The 17377-nt window shown below is 70.9% G+C and carries 20 protein-coding genes; 12 read left to right on the forward strand and 8 right to left on the reverse strand.

Going from position 1 to position 17377, the window contains the following annotated elements; all coding sequences use genetic code 11:
• Positions 1-85 precede the first annotated feature (85 nt).
• The gene (locus AB0N80_RS07400; protein ID WP_363578349.1) at positions 86-1408 is read left to right on the forward strand and encodes an MFS transporter; all 1323 of its coding nucleotides are present in this window, start codon (positions 86-88) and stop codon (positions 1406-1408) included.
• Between the two features lie 162 nt (positions 1409-1570).
• Here AB0N80_RS07400 and AB0N80_RS07405 read toward each other — a convergent pair whose 3' ends face one another.
• From AB0N80_RS07405 to AB0N80_RS07425, 5 genes are all read right to left on the reverse strand, one after another.
• Positions 1571-2194 carry a TetR/AcrR family transcriptional regulator gene (locus tag AB0N80_RS07405; RefSeq protein ID WP_363578350.1) on the reverse strand — a complete coding sequence of 208 codons (624 nt, stop codon included), beginning with the start codon at positions 2192-2194 and terminating at the stop codon, positions 1571-1573.
• A 12-nt stretch (positions 2195-2206) separates the two neighbouring features.
• Positions 2207-3655 (reverse strand): NAD(P)/FAD-dependent oxidoreductase, encoded by a 1449-nt coding sequence (locus AB0N80_RS07410; protein ID WP_363578351.1) that lies wholly within the window; start codon positions 3653-3655, stop codon positions 2207-2209.
• A gap of 74 nt (positions 3656-3729) precedes the next feature.
• Complete coding sequence (locus AB0N80_RS07415; RefSeq protein ID WP_315995044.1) at positions 3730-4032, reverse strand: hypothetical protein; 303 nt, start codon at positions 4030-4032, stop codon at positions 3730-3732.
• Positions 4033-4066: 34 nt separating this feature from the next.
• A complete protein-coding gene (locus AB0N80_RS07420) occupies positions 4067-4906 on the reverse strand; it encodes an NAD(P)-dependent oxidoreductase (RefSeq protein ID WP_363390394.1) in 840 nt (279 codons plus the stop codon).
• A gap of 150 nt (positions 4907-5056) precedes the next feature.
• Complete coding sequence (locus AB0N80_RS07425; protein WP_315995042.1) at positions 5057-5470, reverse strand: Asp23/Gls24 family envelope stress response protein; 414 nt, start codon at positions 5468-5470, stop codon at positions 5057-5059.
• A gap of 121 nt (positions 5471-5591) precedes the next feature.
• On the opposite strand from AB0N80_RS07425, the gene AB0N80_RS07430 reads away from it, so the two are divergent.
• The 6 genes from AB0N80_RS07430 (at position 5592) to AB0N80_RS07455 (ending at position 10322) form a co-directional block, all read left to right on the forward strand.
• Complete coding sequence (locus tag AB0N80_RS07430; RefSeq protein WP_136586844.1) at positions 5592-6134, forward strand: sigma-70 family RNA polymerase sigma factor; 543 nt, start codon at positions 5592-5594, stop codon at positions 6132-6134.
• A gap of 5 nt (positions 6135-6139) precedes the next feature.
• Positions 6140-6712, forward strand: a complete 573-nt coding sequence (locus AB0N80_RS07435; RefSeq protein ID WP_315995041.1) for a hypothetical protein — start codon at positions 6140-6142, stop codon at positions 6710-6712.
• The gene (locus AB0N80_RS07440; protein ID WP_363578352.1) at positions 6709-7029 is read left to right on the forward strand and encodes a hypothetical protein; all 321 of its coding nucleotides are present in this window, start codon (positions 6709-6711) and stop codon (positions 7027-7029) included. The genes AB0N80_RS07435 and AB0N80_RS07440 overlap by 4 nt, the downstream gene beginning before the upstream one ends.
• Before the next feature lie 102 nt (positions 7030-7131).
• A complete protein-coding gene (locus tag AB0N80_RS07445) occupies positions 7132-7980 on the forward strand; it encodes an SDR family oxidoreductase (RefSeq protein WP_363578353.1) in 849 nt (282 codons plus the stop codon).
• 180 nt (positions 7981-8160) lie between these two features.
• Positions 8161-9165, forward strand: coding sequence for a pyridoxal-phosphate dependent enzyme (locus AB0N80_RS07450; protein WP_315995038.1), 1005 nt, complete (start codon positions 8161-8163; stop codon positions 9163-9165).
• Positions 9162-10322, forward strand: coding sequence for a cystathionine gamma-synthase (locus AB0N80_RS07455; protein ID WP_363578354.1), 1161 nt, complete (start codon positions 9162-9164; stop codon positions 10320-10322). The genes AB0N80_RS07450 and AB0N80_RS07455 overlap by 4 nt, the downstream gene beginning before the upstream one ends.
• A gap of 135 nt (positions 10323-10457) precedes the next feature.
• Here AB0N80_RS07455 and AB0N80_RS07460 read toward each other — a convergent pair whose 3' ends face one another.
• A complete protein-coding gene (locus AB0N80_RS07460; protein ID WP_363578355.1) occupies positions 10458-11093 on the reverse strand; it encodes an NAD(P)-binding domain-containing protein in 636 nt (211 codons plus the stop codon).
• A 366-nt stretch (positions 11094-11459) separates the two neighbouring features.
• Here AB0N80_RS07460 and AB0N80_RS07465 point away from each other — a divergent pair, with 366 nt between their 5' ends.
• The 4 genes from AB0N80_RS07465 (at position 11460) to AB0N80_RS07480 (ending at position 14347) form a co-directional block, all read left to right on the forward strand.
• Complete coding sequence (locus AB0N80_RS07465) at positions 11460-12257, forward strand: sulfite exporter TauE/SafE family protein (protein WP_315995035.1); 798 nt, start codon at positions 11460-11462, stop codon at positions 12255-12257.
• Positions 12258-12360: 103 nt separating this feature from the next.
• Positions 12361-12810 (forward strand): MaoC family dehydratase N-terminal domain-containing protein, encoded by a 450-nt coding sequence (locus AB0N80_RS07470; RefSeq protein WP_315995034.1) that lies wholly within the window; start codon positions 12361-12363, stop codon positions 12808-12810.
• On the forward strand, positions 12807-13211 hold the full coding sequence (locus AB0N80_RS07475) for a MaoC/PaaZ C-terminal domain-containing protein (protein WP_363390374.1): 405 nt from the start codon (positions 12807-12809) through the stop codon (positions 13209-13211). Before AB0N80_RS07470 ends, AB0N80_RS07475 begins: the two co-directional genes overlap by 4 nt.
• Complete coding sequence (locus AB0N80_RS07480) at positions 13211-14347, forward strand: UDP-N-acetylmuramate dehydrogenase (protein WP_315995032.1); 1137 nt, start codon at positions 13211-13213, stop codon at positions 14345-14347. Before AB0N80_RS07475 ends, AB0N80_RS07480 begins: the two co-directional genes overlap by 1 nt.
• Positions 14348-14441: 94 nt before the next feature.
• On the opposite strand, the gene AB0N80_RS07485 is transcribed toward AB0N80_RS07480, so the two are convergent.
• Both AB0N80_RS07485 and AB0N80_RS07490 read right to left on the reverse strand, forming a co-directional pair.
• Positions 14442-15641, reverse strand: coding sequence for a pyridoxal phosphate-dependent aminotransferase (locus AB0N80_RS07485; protein ID WP_315995031.1), 1200 nt, complete (start codon positions 15639-15641; stop codon positions 14442-14444).
• Positions 15642-15680: 39 nt separating this feature from the next.
• Positions 15681-16004 (reverse strand): hypothetical protein, encoded by a 324-nt coding sequence (locus AB0N80_RS07490; RefSeq protein WP_363390365.1) that lies wholly within the window; start codon positions 16002-16004, stop codon positions 15681-15683.
• Between the two features lie 55 nt (positions 16005-16059).
• Here AB0N80_RS07490 and AB0N80_RS07495 point away from each other — a divergent pair, with 55 nt between their 5' ends.
• Positions 16060-17355 carry a chloride channel protein gene (locus tag AB0N80_RS07495; protein ID WP_363578356.1) on the forward strand — a complete coding sequence of 432 codons (1296 nt, stop codon included), beginning with the start codon at positions 16060-16062 and terminating at the stop codon, positions 17353-17355.
• Positions 17356-17377: the final 22 nt, after the last annotated feature.

Raw genomic sequence — 17377 nt, forward strand, 5'->3', positions numbered from 1 at the left:
CGGTCGCGCCTCTGACACTATTACTGAACGCTCGGTCGGTAACAGTGCCCCCGAGATTCCCCGCCCACAGAACGACGGAGTTCTCATGGCCTCGCAGACAGCGGCATCCGCCCCCGCCACCACCGGCGTGACCCGAGAGGAGCGGCGCGTCCTCGCGGGCACGCTCGTGGGCACCTCGATCGAGTGGTACGACTTCTTCATCTACGCCCAGGCGGCCGGCCTCGTGCTCGCGCCGCTGTTCCTCGCCCCGCTCGCGCAAGCCGACCCGGCCATCGCCCAGGTGCTGTCGTTCGCGACGATCGGCATCTCGTTCCTCTTCCGCCCGCTCGGCGCGGTCGTGGCCGGTTACCTGGGCGACCGCCTCGGCCGCAAGAAGATGCTCGTGCTCACGCTCATCATGATGGGGGTCTCGACGGCCCTCATCGGCGTGCTGCCGACCTACGCGGCGATCGGCGTGGCAGCCCCCGTGCTGCTCATCCTGCTGCGCGTGCTCCAGGGCTTCTCGGCCGGCGGCGAGTGGGGAGGGGCGGCCCTGCTCTCAGTCGAGCACGCTCCCGCGAACCGTCGCGGGTACTTCGGGGCGTACCCGCAGATCGGCGTGCCGGTCGGCATGATTCTCGCCACCGCGACGCTGTGGATCCTCACCTCGTCGATGTCGGCCGAGGCCTTCCTCGCGTGGGGCTGGCGCGTGCCCTTCCTCTTCTCGATCGTGCTCATCGTCGTCGGCTACGTCATCCGCCGCGCGGTGGAGGAGAGCCCCGTCTTCGAGGACCTCGTGCGTCGTCGCAAGGAATCGTCCGCGCCGCTCGGCCGGCTGTTCCGCAAGAACTGGCGTCAGGTGGTGCTGACCGCGCTGGTGTTCATCGGCAACAACGCCGCGGGATACCTGCTCATCGCGTTCTTCGCGACCTACTCCGTCTCGGTCCTCGGTATGGATCGCCCGACCGTCCTGCTCGCCACGACCCTGGCATCCTTCGGCTGGCTCGGATTCACCCTGTGGGGCGGACGGCTCTCCGACACCCTCGGCCGCGTCCGGACCTTCCAGCTCGGGTATCTGCTGCTGGCGATCTGGGCCGTGCCGATGTGGTTCCTCATCGACACGGGCGACATCGTCTGGTACTTCGTCGCCCTGTTCGTCATGACCCTCGGCCTCGGGCTGTCGTACGGACCCCAGGCGGCGCTGTACGCCGAGATGTTCCCCGCCGACGTGCGGTACTCGGGCGTCTCGATCGGATACGCGCTCGGTGCGATCCTGGGCGGCGCCTTCGCCCCGATGATCGCCGAGGCGCTGCTGCGCTCCACCGGTGCCTCGTGGACGATCGGCGCCTACATCGCCGTCGCCGCCCTGGTGTCGCTCATCGCGGTCTCCTTGATCAAGGATCCGAAGGGCGTCGACCTGCACGCCTGACCCCGGGATGCCACGACGGGGCGCTGCGCGACGGCGCGGGGCCCCGTCGTGTCGCCCGGGATCGTGTGCGTGGTCGCGGTACCGCCCGCGCCGGGAAGCCTCCGCGAGGACGCCTCGGCCGGGACGCCCCCGGAGCACACGCGGCGGGAGCCGAGCCCCCGTTCAAGCCGTGCGTAGACCCTCCAGGGCGATGCGCACGATGTCGGCCCCGAGGCGGTCGCCGTCCACGCTGCCCCCGGGGCGGTACCACTCCACGACCGAATTGATCATGCCGAACAGCAGGCGCGCCGCCACGGCGGCGTCGACGTCGTCGCGCACGTCGCCCTCGACCTGGGCGTCGGCGACGAGCGCGGTCACGCGGTGGTCGAAGACGCGACGACGCTCGAGGGCCGCCTGCTCGACCGGGCTGTTGCCGCGCACGCGCAGTAGCAACGTCACCGCGGGCAGCTGCGCCACGAGTACGTCGGTCGCCCCGGTGAGCACGTGCCGCAGGCGGTCGGATGCCGCGCCCTCGACGGCGCGCGGGTCGTCGAGCACCGCTTCGAGCCCGCCGAGGGCCGCTTCGAGGGCGACCGAGAGCAGCTCCTCCTTCGAGGAGAAGTGGTGGTACAGCGCGGATTTGGCCAGCCCCAGGCGGCGCGCGAGGTCGGACACGCTCGTGGCGTCGTAGCCCTGCTCGTTGAACAGCTGCACCGCGACGGCCAGGATGCCGTCGCGGTCGTACCCGGGCCGGCCCCGCCGGGCGGGCACGTCGGCAGCGGTCGGGGCGGAGTTCGCGGCGGTCACGTTGTCAGTGTGTCACTCCAGCAGCGCCGGGGCGTCGGCGTGCAGAAGAGCGCGCGCCGCATTACCGATCACCGCGCTGTAGGTGGGGTAGGCGAAGCGCACCCCCGCCAGCGTCGCGACGTCGATGCCGGCCGCCATGGCGGTGGTGACCGATTGGATGACCTCGACCGCGTTCTCGCCGACCGCGTGAGCGCCCAGCACGAGTTCGCGGCGACGGTCCGCGATGAGCATCAGGAACCCGTTCTCCCGGTCGTCGATGACGGCCCGATCGAGGTCGGCGAAACGCACGGTGGCCACGACGCACGACGGGTCGCGATCGCGCGCCTGCTCCTCGGTCAGGCCGACGCCGGCGTAGTCGGGGTCGGTGAATCCGCCCGCGGGCAGCAGGTGGTGCGGCGTGCGGCGGTTCGCCCCCAGGACGGCGTTCTCGGCCGCGGCCTCACCCTCGAACTGCGCCGCCTGTACGAGCATGTCGCGACCGTTCGCGTCGCCGACCGCGAGGATGTGCGGAACGATCGTGCGGAAGTAGCGGTCGACGGGGATCGCCGAACGCTCCACCTCCACCCCCGCGTTCGACAGACCGAGGTCCTCGACGTCGGCGGGCCACCCGGTGGCCATCACGACGACGTCGACGTCGATGCTCCGGCTGTCGTCGTCCTCCCGCCAGGTCAGGCTGATCGCCCCATCGTCGCGACGATTGAGTCGTTCGACGGTGTCGATTCCGGTGCGCACGTCGACGCCGTTCCGGGTGAGCGAGTCGGCGATCACCCGCGAGATCGCGGCGTCCGACGCCATGAGCACGCGCGGCGCGACGTCGAGCAGCGTCACCTCCGATCCGAAGGAGCGGAACACCGTCACCAGTTGCGCGCCGGTGTTGCCCGCGCCGATCACGGCGACCCGACCCGGCAGATCGGGCAGCGACAGGACGTCCTCGGGGACGGTGGCGAGTTCCGCGCCGGGGATGGGAAGACGGCGCGAGTGCCCGCCCACGCACACGAGGATCGACTCCGCCCGGATGCGTCGGCCGCTGTCGAGCACGAGGGTGTGCTCGTCGGCGAAGCGGGCGCGGCCCTCGTGCACGAGGTCGACGCCGGCCTCCGCGAACCGTTCGGCCTCCCGCTTGATCGAGCGCACGGCATCCACCCGCTCGTGCACGCGCGAGACGACCGCCGACCAGTCCACGCGCGGCTCATCGACGACGATGCCGTAGTCGTCGGCCGAGCGGGTCTCGCGCATGAGGCGCGCGGCCTTCGCGAGGACACGGGTGGGGACGCACCCCGTGTTCACGCATGTCCCCCCGACGCGACCGGCCTCGAGCACGACGACGCGCGCACCCAGCTCCGCGGCGCGGAGGGCTGCGGCGGTGCCGGCGGGTCCTGCGCCGATGACGGCGACGTCGTAGCGGTCGGTCGCGTCACGGGCGTCGCCGGGCGTGGTGGCGGGCTGAGCGGTGGCGTTCACGGTGGTCCTCCCGGAGGTCGAGGAGACCAGTCAATCCGCCGCCCGCACCTCGGCGCCGGGGCTTGTGCTCGCGGTCAGAACCGCTCGTACAGGTCGGTCGCGGTCAGGTCCGTCCCTCCGATCGCGTGCACGCCCGGAGCCGGGTGCAGGGCGAACGTGTCTCCCTCGTGCAGGAGGGTTGCGGTGTAGTCGCCGCGGGTGTCGAGCTTGACCTCGAACCGCCCGGTGTCGATGAGACGCAGGGTCACCACCGCTCCGCTGCGCGCGAGGAACTTCGTCTCCTTCTCGTGCGCCGTGGGCAGCGGGATCACCGGCTCGTCCGACGCGGGCGTGGGCGGCGCCGGTGGGGGCGTGTTCGGCGACTCATCGGCATCCATCCGGCGAGTCTGTCACGCCCCCACGGGCCGCGGGTCAGCGCCCGTCGCGCCAGGAGTGCTGCGGGTCGTAGCCCAGCAGGCGCCGCGCCTTGTCGATGGACAGCAGGGTCGTGTTCTCGCCCAGTTCGCGCGTCTCGACGCCCGGGAACACCTCGGCCACGAGCTCGTCGTTCGGCCGGGTCATGACCGTGTCGGCCGCGGCGATGATGAACGTCTCGAAGCCCGCCGGGGCCACCTCGAGGGCGCGCTCGATCGCCTGGGCGCCGTCGCGTGCGTCGATGTAGCCCCAGAGGTTCCACTTGCGGGTGCGGGCGTCGGCGTCGAAGGGGAACTCCGCGTAGTCCTCCGGGACCATCACGTTCGAGAAGCGCAGCGCCGTGACCGACAGGTCGGGGTTCCACCGCACCAGCTCGGTCGCCATGCGTTCTTCGAGCGTCTTGACGAGCGAGTAGACCGACTCCGGCCGCGGCGCGTACTCCTCGTCGACGGGGATGTAGGGCGGCGGAACATCGAAGGGGAGCCCCAGCACGGTCTCGCTGGAGGCGTAGACGATCTTCTCGATGCCGAGCCGCACCGCGGCCCAGAACACGTTGAACGTGCTGGTCATGTTGTTGTGGAAGGTCGCGACGTCGGAACGGATGCCGGGGGCCGGGATCGCGCCGAGGTGCACCAGGGCGTCGACGCCGCTGTGCTGGTCGTTCACGCCGGCGAGGGCGTCGATGACCTGGCCGTAGTCGGTGAGGTCGACCTGGACGAACCCGGGGCCGCGCTCGCCGCGGACGTCGAGGCCGATCACGTCGTGGCCGGCGGCGCGCAGTTCGCGGGCGACGACGGTGCCGAGTTTGCCGGACGAGCCGGTGAGGGCGATGCGCATAGGACTCCTGGGGTGTGGGGGAGGGGTGTCGCCGACGATAGCGGTCGGCTCCGACCCCGGTGCGTCCATTGACGCGACCCGCCGATCGGTCCGCCGCGCCGGGCAGAGGAAAGGCCCGCGAGCGGCGTGCTCGCGGGCCCGGACGACACGTCAGTGGACGCGCGCCTCCTCCTGCTCGTCGTCGTCGCCGGGGATGAAGACGTCGACCACGGTGACGTTGATCTCGACCGCCTTCATGCCGACGATCTCGGTGATCGCCTGGCGCACGGACGACCGGACGTCGTCCGCCACGCGCTGGATGCGCTCGGGGTAGTCGACCTGGATCGCGATGTCGGCGGCGACCTCGGTCTCGCCGACCTCGACACTCACGCCCTGCGCGTAGTCCTTGGCGCCGACGGCCTGGCGGATGTTGCCGATCACGCGGGCGGCGCCGCCGCCGAGGGCGTGAACCCCGGGAACCTCGGCCGCGGCGATGCCGGCGACCTTGGCGACCACGGGGTCGACGATGACGGTCTTGCCGCCGCTGGTGCGGGCGTCGGCGGAGAGGGAGGAGTTCTGTGCCATGAGGAGCGTCCTTTCGTCAAGATCCCCGTCCCCGAAGGGTGCGGGGTGTTTCGCTATGTGGACGGACCCGGTTCGTGAAACGTCACGACTCGAGGCTGGAAATTCGCTGACAGGAACCGCGATGCCCTCTTTGTCCACCGCCACCGACGCCTTCCTCGCGTCGCGCGCGGCCGACGGCGACCAGCTGGCGTTCGGGGTCCTGGTGCGTCGACACGCGCCGTTCCTCGTCGCGTTCGCCACGCGCCTCACCGGTTCGCGGGCGGACGCCGACGACTGCGTCCAGGAGGCGCTCATCACGGCGTGGCGTCGCCTGCCTGATCTCACCGATCCCGAGAAGGTGCGAAGCTGGCTCACGACCATCGTGTCGCGGAAGGCGACGGATCGCCTCCGTTCCCGCAAGATCTCCGATCAGATCGACGAGGAGATGGTCTCGGCGGCCGATGACCCGGAGCGCTCAGCCGTGGCGTCGTCGCAGATGGACGCCCTGAAGAAGGTGTTGGCGGAGCTGCCCGAGGAACTGCGCGTGGTGTGGGTGCTGCGCGAGGTCGGCGGCCACAGCTACGACGAGATCGCCGTCGAGGTGGGGGAGTCGGCCGCCACCGTGCGAGGCCGCCTCGCCCGGGCTCGCAAGACCGTGTTGGAACGCATGCAGGAGTGGAGGTGACCGGAATGAGCGAATTCAACGACGACGTCGGCGGCTCCGGCTATTCGCTGGAGGACCTCTCCGCCTACCTCGATCGTGGGCGCACCCCCCGCATCTCCGCGATCGAACGCAACGCCGAGTGCCAGGCGATCCTCGCCTCGATGGAGCGCATGGGCCGGCTGTCGCGCGAGATCGTGGAGGAGCAGGCGGCCGAACCTCTCGCCGACTCCTGGTACGACAGCATCATGCGGGAGGTGATGCGGGAGTTCCGCTCCGGCCGTGACATCCCCCTGGCGCGCACCGAGGACGGGACCGAGATCGTCGTCACCGAGGGCGCGCTGTACGAGCTGATCCGTACGGTGGGCGACGGGATCGAGGGTCTGCTCGTCGGCCGGGTGCGGCTGAACCAGCTCGAGCCCGATGCGCCGCTCGACGTGCGCGTGACGGTCAGCGTGCGCTTCGGGCGCGCGATCACCGCCGCCGTCGACGAGATGCGCGACGGCATCCGTCTGGCGATCGAAAGGCACGGCGATCTGAAGGTGGGCCGCGTCGACGTGACCGTCGGCGACGTGCATCTGGACGAGGGGGAAGACGCATGACCCGCATCACCGCAGCCGAACTGGCTCCGCGCATCGACCTGGCCGTCACCGCGGTCGAGGGCGTGCGGGAGTGCTATTCCGCTCGGCCCGTCGTCGCACGGGCGTTCGAGCACGTCGCCGACGTCGAGGGCTCGCTGTCCGCCGTCGACGACGTTCCGGGCGCCCGGGCCATCACGGTGTGCATCGGGGTCTCGACGCAGGACGACAGCGTCGCCGTCGCCGCGGCGGTCGCGACGGCGGCTCGGGGTGCGGGCGGGGACGACGAGCCGGCGACGGTCCGCGTGCGCGTGGCCCGCCTGGTCGCCCCCGCGACCTGAGGCCGAGCTCTCGCGCGGCGAAGCTCCATCGCTGAGGCAATTCCCGGCCGGTGCCGTGCCCGGCGCAATACGCTGGATGCACCGCTCACCCCCGGAGGCCGTATGTCCACGCCGCCCGTCATCGCCGTCACCGGATCCACCGGTGCCGTGGGAGGCCGCGTCGCGCGCGACCTCGCCGCCCGCGGCATCCCGCAGCGTCTTCTCGTGCGCGATGCGTCACGCGCTCCGCGTCTCGACGGTGCCGAGGTCCACGTGGCCCGGTACTCCGACGCGGATGCCGCTCACGCGGCGCTGCAGGGAGTCGAGACGCTGCTGATGGTCTCCGCGTCGGAGACCGCCGACCGCGTGGAGCACCACCGCACGTTCGTCGAGGCCGCTGCCCGGGCCGGGGTGCGCTCGATCGTCTACACGTCGTTCCTCGCCGCCGCGCCCGACGCGGTGTTCACCCTCGGTCGCGACCACGCGGCGACCGAGGACATCATCCGGGCCTCGGGGATGAGCTACACCTTCCTGCGCGACAACTTCTACATGGACATGATGGAGCTCTTCGCCGGCGACGACGGGGTGATCCGCGGCCCCGCGGGCGAGGGGCGTTGCTCGCTCGTGTCGCGCTCCGATGTCGCCGCCACGGCTGTCGCGGTGCTGCGTGATCCGTCCGCCCACGCCGGCGTCTCCTACGACCTCACCGGTCCCGAGGCGTTGACGATGACCGAGGTCGCCGAGAAGATCTCGGCGGTGCGGGGTCACCCCGTGCGCTTCCTCGATGAGACGGTGGACGAGGCGTACGCGTCGCGGGCCGCATTCGGCGCCCCGCGCTGGCAGGTCGATGCGTGGGTGAGCACGTACACCTCCATCGCCAGCGGTGACCTCGCCGCGGTGTCCGCCGATGTCGAGCGCGTCACGGGTCGTCCCGCGCAGAGCTTCGAGGAGTTCCTGGGCGCGGTGTCCTGAGGCCGGAGCCACAGACGCCGAGCCGGAGACGGATCGGTCTCGCGTGACGTCGCCCTGCCGACTCGGGTATGCTGACCGCGTGCTGACCTGTCGCTGTTGTCGCTGAACGCCCCCGCGTTCCTTTCGACGACCCCGTCAGCCGCGCCCAGCCGGGTGCACCCAACCTTCCAGGATGCCATCGTGCGTTACGCCCAGAGCGTCGCCGACCTCGTCGGCAACACCCCCCTCGTCCGTCTCACCCGCGTCACCGACGGCATCGCCGCCACGGTGCTCGCGAAGATCGAGTACTTCAACCCCGGCGGATCGGCCAAGGACCGCATCGCCGCGAACATCGTGGATGCCGCCGAGCGCGACGGCCTGCTGCGACCCGGTGGAGTCATCGTCGAGCCCACCAGCGGCAACACCGGCGTCGGTCTCGCCCTGGTGGCGCAGCAGCGCGGATACCGCTGCGTCTTCGTCGTGCCCGACAAGGTCGCGGAGGACAAGCGCGCGGTGCTGCGCGCCTACGGGGCCGAGGTCGTGGTCACCCCCACGAACGTCGAACCCGACGACCCGAACTCCTACTACAGCGTGTCCGACCGGCTCGTCCGCGAGATCCCGGGTGCCTTCAAGCCCAACCAGTACGCCAACCCGAACGGTCCGCGCAGCCACTACGAGACCACCGGCCCCGAGATCTGGCGCGACACCGACGGGCAGCTGACGCACCTCGTCGCGGGTGTCGGCACGGGCGGCACGATCACCGGCACCGGCCGGTACCTCCGCGAGGTCGCCGGCTCTGCGGTGCGCATCGTCGGCGTCGATCCCGAGGGCTCGATCTACTCGGGAGACGACATCCACGGCTACGACGTCGAGGGTGTCGGCGAGGACTTCTGGCCGCCGGCGTTCGACCCCACCCTCGTCGACGCCTATGAGCGCGTCTCCGACGCCGAGTCGTTCGCGATGACCCGTCGCCTCGCCCGCGAGGAGGGCCTCCTCGTCGGCGGCTCCAGCGGCATGGCCGTCGTGGGCGCGTTGCGCGTGGCCCGGGAGCTCCCCGCCGACGCGGTCGTCGTCGTGGTGCTGCCCGACCACGGTCGCGGCTACTTGAGCAAGATCTTCGACGACGACTGGATGACGCAGCGGGGCTACGACGTTGCACCCGTGGCATCCGTCATCCCCCCGAGCACCCAGGAGCACTCCGCATGAGCACCCACGACGCCGCCCGCGGTTTCGACAGCCTCGCCGTCCACGCCGGTCAGGCGCCCGATGAGACCACCGGCGCGGTCATCCCGCCCATCCACGTCTCGACGACCTACGCGCAGGACGGCATCGGCGGCCTGCGCGGAGGCTACGAGTACGGCCGCAGCGGCAACCCCACCCGCACCGCGCTCGAGACGCAGATCGCCGCGCTCGAGGGCGGCGCCCGCGCGCTGTCGTTCGCCTCGGGTCTCGCCGGCGAAGACGCCCTTCTGCGGGCCGCCCTGGCACCCGGCGACGAGGTGCTGCTCGGCAACGACGTCTACGGCGGCACGTACCGCCTGCTGGCGCGCGTGCTCGGCCCCTGGGGCGTGAAGCTCCGCGTCGTCGACATGAGCGACCTGGATGCCGTGGACGCCGCCATCGCGGAGCGCGCGCCGAAGATGGTCTGGGTCGAGACGCCCAGCAACCCCATGCTCCGCATCACCGACATCGCGGGTCTCTCGCGTCTCGGGCACGACGCCGGCGCACTGGTCGTCGTCGACAACACCTTCGCCTCGCCCGCCCTGCAGCGCCCGCTCTCGCTCGGCGCCGACGTCGTCGTGCACTCCGCGACGAAGTACCTCGGCGGACACAGCGACGTGGTGGGCGGCGCCCTCGCGTTCGCCGACGCCGCGTTGGCCGAGAAGGTACAGTTCCTGCAGTTCGCCGCGGGGGCCGTGTCGGGCCCCTTCGACGCCTACCTGACGACGCGCGGCATCAAGACCCTGGCCGTGCGCATGCAGCGCCACAGCTCCAACGCCCAGGCCGTCGCCGAGCATCTGCTCGCGCACGACCGCGTGGCGAAGGTCTACTACCCCGGCCTCCCCTCCCACCCCGGTCACGAGTTGGCGGCCCGGCAGATGAGCGGCTTCGGCGGCATCGTCTCGCTCGAGCTCGCCGACGGGGCAGCCGCGCGCCGCTTCGCGGAGTCGACCCGCCTGTTCACCCTCGCCGAGTCCCTCGGCGGCGTCGAGTCGCTGGTCAACTACCCGGATGCCATGACCCACGCCTCCGTCCGCGGCACCGAGCTCGCGGTGCCCGAGACGATCGTGCGCCTGTCGGTGGGCATCGAGTCGGTCGACGACCTCATCGCCGACGTCGACCAGGCGCTCGCGTCGCTCTGAGGCTGCGCCCCGATACGACGAACCCGGCGCCCGCACGTGCGGGCGCCGGGTTCGTCTTTTCGCGTGAGTGGCCGATTTCCGTCGCTTGCGTGTCTGCCGAAGCGACGAGAATTGGCGACTCACGCGGGGAGCGGCTCAGCGCTCGGCGCGGGCCAGGTTCTGCTCGAGCTCGCCGCGGTTCTGACGCACGACGTAGGCGGGCTGGTCGCGCTCGACGCGCCAGCTCTCGCTCAGGGGACCGACGTTCACGGTGTCGAAGCCGAACTCGTCGTAGATGCGGGTGACGAGGGCGACGGCCTCGTCGGAGTCGCTCGAGGTGGCCAGAGCGCGACGGTCGTCGGTGCCCGCCGGCGCGCCGCCGGTGAGGATGTCGGCCGCGGGGATGTGATTGAACGCCTTCACGACGACCGACTCGGGAAGGTGCTCCTGCAGCATCTGCGAGGTGGTGGTCTTCTTGTCGTCGAGGGCGGCGATGTGCCCGTCGCGCTCGAAGTAGTAGTTGTTCGTGTCGAGCACGGTCTTACCGGCGAGAGGGGCGACGGGGATGTCGTCGATCGCCTTCAGCGGCACGGTCACCACGACGATGTCGCCGGCCTCGGCGGCTTCCTGCGCGGTGGCGGCGCGGGCGCGCTCTCCGACGGAGGAGACGAGCTCGCCCAGGGTCTCCGGACCGCGCGAGTTGGCGATGACCACGTCGTAGCCGCGATCCGCGAACCCCTGAGCGAGAGCCGAACCGATGTTTCCTGCGCCGATGATTCCTACGGTTGTCATGCACGTCTCCAACGGCACCAGCGGCGAGGGCATTCCCGGGAGCGCTACCAAGAATTCAGTGGCCTGAATAATTAGCACCTCTAGATATCAGTGTCAACCGGTGCGATCCGGACGAACGGGGTGTCTATCGTCATCTTTGTCGCACCCTCACGCGAGTGGTCGCAGTCCGGTGTTCGGGTCACCGTCCTGCTTGACCTGTGAGGGCGACGGCCCCCGGTGGACGCGGCTTCGGATCACCGGGGGCCGCTTTCGTTTCTGCGTCCTCGATGGTGCCGACCGATATCCGTCCCACCGGCGTCCGTGCGCAGGAGTGGAAGACTGGGGCGTCGGCGAGACGCGCTCGCCCCCCTGATTCCGAGGATCTCCGTGACCACCGCCACCCGCCCGCCCCGTACCGCCCGCCTCTACGTCGTCTGCGTTGCGGTCGGTCTGCTCGCCGGGTTGATGTCGGGTCTGTTCGGCGTCGGCGGCGGCACCGTCATCGTCCCGCTGCTCGTCCTGCTGCTCGGATTCGACCAGCGCCTCGCCGCAGGTACCTCGCTCGCGGCGATCGTCCCCACGGCATCCGTCGGGGTCATCACCTATGCCGTCGACGGGCACGTCGCGTGGCTGCCGGCGCTCATCCTCGCGGCGGGGGCCGTCGGCGGGGCGCAGATCGGCACGTGGCTGTTGCCCAAGCTCTCGCAGACGGCGCTGCGGTGGGCGTTCGTCGCCTTTCTCGTCGCGGTGATCGTCAGCCTGTACTTCGTCATCCCCTCCCGCGACGCCGATCTCGTGCTCACGTGGGTCACCGGACCCGGCCTGGCCGTGCTCGGCGTGATCACGGGCATCCTGGCGGGACTGCTCGGCGTCGGCGGCGGCATCATCGTCGTCCCCGCACTCCTGCTGCTGTTCGGGACGAGCGACCTCGTCGCCAAGGGCACCTCGCTGCTGATGATGATCCCGACGGCGGTGTCGGGCACGGTCGGCAACCTCCGCCGTTCCAACGTGGATCTGCCCGCCGCGCTCTGCGTCGGCGTCGCCGCGTGCGCCACGACCGCTGTCGGTGCGCAGATCGCGAAGGCCGTCGATCCCTTCGTGGCGAACGTGCTGTTCTCGATCTTCCTCGTCTTCATCGCCTCGCAGATCGCCGTCAAGGCCGTGCGCGGTCGCCACCAGCGCTGAAGCGCCCACGGCGTCGCGGTCGGCGCCGAACTCCTCGAGGCCGGGCCGGACCGGCGGATGCCGGCGGCACGGCTCTGTCGGGCCCTCTCGGTAGACTGACCCGGTGCCCGTGAACCCCGAATTGGTCGGCCGAGTCTTCCCGCCGACCGTGCCGTACCTCGTCGGTCGCGAGAAGGTGCGCGAGTTCGCCCGCGCCGTCTTCGCCGACGCCCCGCAGCATTCCGACCCGGACGCCGCGCGCGCCCTCGGCTACGACGACGTCGTGGCCCCGCCGACCTTCGCGATGGTGGTGCAGGACCTCACGCTGCAGCAGCTGCTGGGCGACCCCGATTCGGGCATCGAGCTCTCGCGCCTCGTCCACGCGGAGCAGCGCTTCCGCTACACGCGCCCGATCGTCGCCGGCGACGAGCTCGTCGCGACGCTGTCGGTCACCGGCATCCGGTCGATGGGCGGCAACGCGATGATCACGAGCGAAGCGGATATCGTGGATGCCACCGGCGCCCACGTCGTCACGACGACGAGCGTCCTGCTCGCGGGGGAGGCCGGCGCATGAGCGCATTCACCGTGGGCGAGGTCGTCGCCGAACGCTCCGTGCACCTGACCCGTGAGTCGCTCGTGCGCTACGCGGGGGCGTCGGGAGACTTCAACCCGATCCACTACCGCGACGATGTCGCGGCGGCCGTGGGGCTCCCGGGCGTCCTCGCGCACGGGATGCTCACGATGGGCATCGCCGTCGGCACGCTGGCCGAGGCCCTGGGCGACAGCGGACGCATCGCGGAGTACGGCGTGCGCTTCACGCGCCCCGTCGTCGTCGACCCCGAGACCGGGGCCGATCTGCACGTGAGCGCGAAGGTGGGCGCGGTCGACGACGACATCGCCCGCATCGACCTGACCGTGACGTTCGCCGAGACGACCGTGCTCGGCAAGGCCCAGGTGCGGGTGCGGCTGCGCTGATGCCCCAGGTCGCTCCGGTCCCGTTGGCGCAGCTCACCACGCTGCGCACCGGCGGTGAACCCGCTCGTCTCATCGAGGCGACGACGGTCGACGAACTCGTCGCCGCCCTCCGCGAGGCGTGGGCCGCCGGCGAGCCGTGGTTCGTGCTCGGCGGAGGATCCAACCTCTTCGTCGGCGACGAACCGTTCGAGGGCACCGTGATCCGCGTGCGCACCTCCGGTATCGACGAACTCCCCGGCTCCCGGCCCGACACCGTCCGCTTGCGGGTGCAGGCCGGACACGATTGGGACGCCCTCGTCGCCGAGACGGTCGAGCGCGGGTACGCCGGTGTCGAGGCGATGTCCGGCATCCCGGGCACCGTCGGCGCCGCTCCCGTGCAGAACGTCGGCGCCTACGGGCAGGAGATCGTGCAGACGCTCGTCGAGGTCGAGCTGATCGACGAGTCCACGGGTGACGTGTCGACGGTCCCGGCATCCGAGCTCGGTCTGGGCTTCCGTACCTCGGTGCTCAAGCACCACTACGGCTCGGTGCCTGAGCGGCCCGCCGTCATCCTGTCGGTCACGCTCGAGCTCGAGCGCGTCGGCACCGACGAGCGGCCGATCGCGGGCGATCAGCTGCGCGGCGCCCTCGGACTCGAGGCCGACCAGGCCGTATCGTTGCGGTGGATCCGCGACCACGTCCTCGCCACGCGTGCGCGCAAGGGAATGGTCCTCGACGCCGAAGACCCCGACACCTGGAGCGCCGGCTCGTTCTTCCAGAACGCGATCGTCTCGGAGGCGTTCGCGCGCACCCTTCCGGACGCGTGCCCGAAGTGGCCGATGGGCCCCGCCCTCGACCCAGTGACGGTGATCCCGCTCGCCGCGTTCGACGGCATCCTGCCTCCGCCGCCGGTCGAGAACCGCCAGGTGAAGGTGAGCGCCGCGTGGTTGATCGAGAACGCGGGGCTTTCGCGCGGGTTCCGGTTCCCGCGCTCGCGCGCCGGCCTCTCGACGAAGCACACGCTGGCCCTCACCAACCGCGGCGAGGCGACCGCGGCCGAGATCGCCCAGCTCGCGCGCTTCGTGCAGAGCCGCGTCGCCGCCGAGTTCGGTCTCGTCTTGCAGCCCGAGCCCGTCCTGGTGAACGTCGAGCTGTAGCCCCCGGTCCGGCTCTCGTTCCGCGCCGTCCCACCCTCCGGGTGAGGGGTCAGACCCCTCACCGCGAGGGTGGGAGCGCGAGAGCGCGAGGAGCTCAGGCGAACAGGCGCTGGAGGCGCTGGACGCCCTCGAGAAGCTGGTCGTCGCCGAGGGCGTACGACAGGCGCAGGTAGCCGCTCGGACCGAACGCCTCGCCCGGCACCACGGCGACCTCGGCCTGCTCGAGGATGAGGTCGGCGAGCTCGAGCGAGGTCGTCGGGGTCACGCCGCCCCACGAGCGGTTCAGCAGGCCCTGGACGTCGGGGTACACGTAGAACGCGCCGAGCGGGTTGGGCACCTGCACGCCGTCGATCTTCGACAGTTCCGACACGATCAGCTGACGGCGACGGTCGAAGGCGAGACGGAACTGCTCGGCCTCGTCCTGCGGGCCGTTGAGGGCCTCGGCGGCGGCGATCTGGGCGATGTTGTTGACGTTGCTCGACAGGTGCGACTGCAGGTTGCCGGCGAGCTTCATGGCATCCGCGGGTCCCACCATCCAGCCCACGCGCCACCCGGTCATGGCGTAGGTCTTCGCGACACCGTTGACGAGGATCGTCTGCTCGGCGAGCTCGGGCACGGCCTCGACGATCGAGACGGCACGCACGCCCTCGTAGGTGAGGTTCTGGTAGATCTCGTCGGTGATGACCCAGATGCCGTGCTCGAGGGCCCAGCGGCCGATCTCGGCGGTCTCTTCGGCGGTGTAGACCGAGCCGGTCGGGTTCGAGGGCGAGACGAACACCAGCACGGTGGTCTTGTCGGTGCGCGCGGCCTCGAGCTGGGCGACGGTGACCTTGTAGTCCTGGTCGGCACCGGCGAACACCTCGACGGGCGTGCCGTCGGCGAGCGCGATGGCCTCCGGGTACGTCGTCCAGTACGGCGCGGGCAGCAGCACCTCGTCGCCGGGGTTCACCACGGTCTGGAACGCCTGGTACACCGACTGCTTGCCGCCGTTGGTGACGATGACCTGCGACGGTGAGACCTCGAGGCCCGAGTCGCGCAGCGTCTTCGCGGCGATGGCCTCGCGCAGCACGGGGAGGCCGGCGGCGGGGGTGTAGCGGTAGTTCTTCGGGTCCTGCAGCGCCTTCGCCGCGGCATCCACGATGAACGACGGCGTGGCGAAGTCGGGCTCGCCGGCCGCGTACGAGATGACGGGGCGACCGGCGGCCTGGAGGGCCTTGGCCTTGGCGTCGACCTTGAGGGTCGCGGACTCGGCGATGGCGGACAGCTTGCGGGAGAGCGGGGCGCGGGAAGTCACGGTTCCGAGCCTAGTGTTCCCGCGCTTTCGCGCCGAGGGTCATGACGGCCAGGGCGCGAGGATCAGCAGCGCCGGAACGAGCATCAGGATGCCGAGCCCCAGCGCCACGACGGACCACGCCCGGCGACCGGATCGACGCGCGGCGACGACGAGACCGACGACCGCCAGGAGGACGACGACGATCCCACCGACGAAGAGCAGCGGCAGCAGGATGATTCCCATCCACCAGATCGCGTTCATCTCGGGGATGAGGCCCACGACGAAGACGAAGAGCGTCGGGACGAGGAGGACGGCGGAGAGGATCACCGCGACGAGTCCGAGCACGTCGAAGGGTCGGCGGGTCGTGACGGGCGGGGGCGTCATGCGGTCAGGCTACCGTCGGTCGGAACACGAAACATGGGTCGATTAGCGTGGCGGGGTGACAGCTCAGACCGCCACGCCCCTGCGCTCCCGTCGACGGGGATTCGCCTCCCTCATGCGGCTGGGGATCGCGACCCTCATCGTGGGCGTGACCACCGGTCTCGCCGTACTGCTGCTCGTGTGGATCGTGCACAGCCTCGAGCATCTCGTGTGGGGTCACGAGGAGGGGCCGTTCCTCGACGGCCTCGCGTATCCCGAGACCTGGTGGCTTCCGATCGTCACAGTGGGCGGGGCGGGAGTCGTGGCCGCCCTCGGCTGGTACCTGCTGCGCCGCTTCGGTCGCCGGATCGCCACCGTCGAGCAGGGCGTCGACGGAGCCCGGATGCCGTGGTGGGAGACGCTCGCCGACACCGTCATCCAGGTGGGGTCGGTGGCGATGGGCGCGTCCATCGGCAAGGAGGTCGCTCCGCGCGAGCTGTCGGCGATGGCGGGCTCGAAGGTCGTGAAGTGGTTCGGCCTCGACGCGCGGTGGTGTCGCATCCTCATCGCCTCGGCCGCGGGGGCGGGTCTCGCCGCCGTCTACAACGTGCCCCTCGCCGGCGCCCTCTTCGCCGTGGAGATCCTGCTCGCGCAATTCAGCGTGGGTGCAGCGGTGGTGGCGCTGACCGTCAGCACCATCGCCACCCTCGTCGCGCGTCCGCTCGTGGGGGACGGTTCGCTCTATTCGATCGGCTCGGTCGAGGTGAACGCGTCGCTCATCGTCGCCGCGATCCTCATCGGCCCGCTCATGGGGTGGGGAGCGACGAGTTTCGCCATGGTGACGAAGAAGCTCGCTCGTTTCCGTCCCGAGGGGTGGAAGCTGCTGGTGGCTCTGCCGCTGACGTTCACGGCCGTCGGCGCCGTCGGAGCGGCCTTCCCGCTCATCCTCGGCAATGGCCGCGCGCTGGCGACCGCGGGTTTCGACCTCTCGCAGCCCGCCCTGCTGCTCATCGCGCTCGCCGTGCTGAAGTACGTCGCGACCGCGATGTCGCTGGGGTCGGGCGCGATTGGGGGAACGCTACAGCCCTCGGTCGCCATCGGTGCCGCTCTCGGAGCCGCGGCGGCGGCCGGGTGGGCGTTCGTCTGGCCCGGGGCCGACGGAACGGCTCTCGCGATCGTCGCGGCGTCGGCGTTCCTGGCATCCAACATGCGGGCTCCGTTCACCGCGATCGCCCTCATCATCGAGTTCACCAACACCGGCTTCGACCTGCTGCTGCCGATCTTCCTCGCCGTCGCCGGGTCGCTCGCGGCGTCGAAGCTCACCTCGCGCGAGAGTTTGAGGCCCTTCGCCCCGATCGACCCGGCGCGTCCCTGACGCCCCCGGCACCGCACGAACG

Source organism: Microbacterium sp. NPDC089188 (genome assembly GCF_040685155.1).
Lineage (GTDB): Bacteria > Actinomycetota > Actinomycetes > Actinomycetales > Microbacteriaceae > Microbacterium > Microbacterium galbum.

Excerpts from the sequence above, each read along its gene's own strand:
- AB0N80_RS07400 (WP_363578349.1), top strand. The coding sequence starts at position 86 with ATGGCCTCGCAGACAGCGGCATCCGCCCCCGCCACCACCGGCGTGACC.
- AB0N80_RS07415 (WP_315995044.1), bottom strand. The coding sequence starts at position 4,032 with ATGGATGCCGATGAGTCGCCGAACACGCCCCCACCGGCGCCGCCCACG.
- AB0N80_RS07420 (WP_363390394.1), bottom strand. The coding sequence starts at position 4,906 with ATGCGCATCGCCCTCACCGGCTCGTCCGGCAAACTCGGCACCGTCGTC.
- AB0N80_RS07425 (WP_315995042.1), bottom strand. The coding sequence starts at position 5,470 with ATGGCACAGAACTCCTCCCTCTCCGCCGACGCCCGCACCAGCGGCGGC.
- AB0N80_RS07430 (WP_136586844.1), top strand. The coding sequence starts at position 5,592 with ATGCCCTCTTTGTCCACCGCCACCGACGCCTTCCTCGCGTCGCGCGCG.
- AB0N80_RS07435 (WP_315995041.1), top strand. The coding sequence starts at position 6,140 with ATGAGCGAATTCAACGACGACGTCGGCGGCTCCGGCTATTCGCTGGAG.
- AB0N80_RS07440 (WP_363578352.1), top strand. The coding sequence starts at position 6,709 with ATGACCCGCATCACCGCAGCCGAACTGGCTCCGCGCATCGACCTGGCC.
- AB0N80_RS07445 (WP_363578353.1), top strand. The coding sequence starts at position 7,132 with ATGTCCACGCCGCCCGTCATCGCCGTCACCGGATCCACCGGTGCCGTG.
- AB0N80_RS07455 (WP_363578354.1), top strand. The coding sequence starts at position 9,162 with ATGAGCACCCACGACGCCGCCCGCGGTTTCGACAGCCTCGCCGTCCAC.
- AB0N80_RS07460 (WP_363578355.1), bottom strand. The coding sequence starts at position 11,093 with ATGACAACCGTAGGAATCATCGGCGCAGGAAACATCGGTTCGGCTCTC.
- AB0N80_RS07475 (WP_363390374.1), top strand. The coding sequence starts at position 12,807 with ATGAGCGCATTCACCGTGGGCGAGGTCGTCGCCGAACGCTCCGTGCAC.
- AB0N80_RS07480 (WP_315995032.1), top strand. The coding sequence starts at position 13,211 with ATGCCCCAGGTCGCTCCGGTCCCGTTGGCGCAGCTCACCACGCTGCGC.
- AB0N80_RS07490 (WP_363390365.1), bottom strand. The coding sequence starts at position 16,004 with ATGACGCCCCCGCCCGTCACGACCCGCCGACCCTTCGACGTGCTCGGA.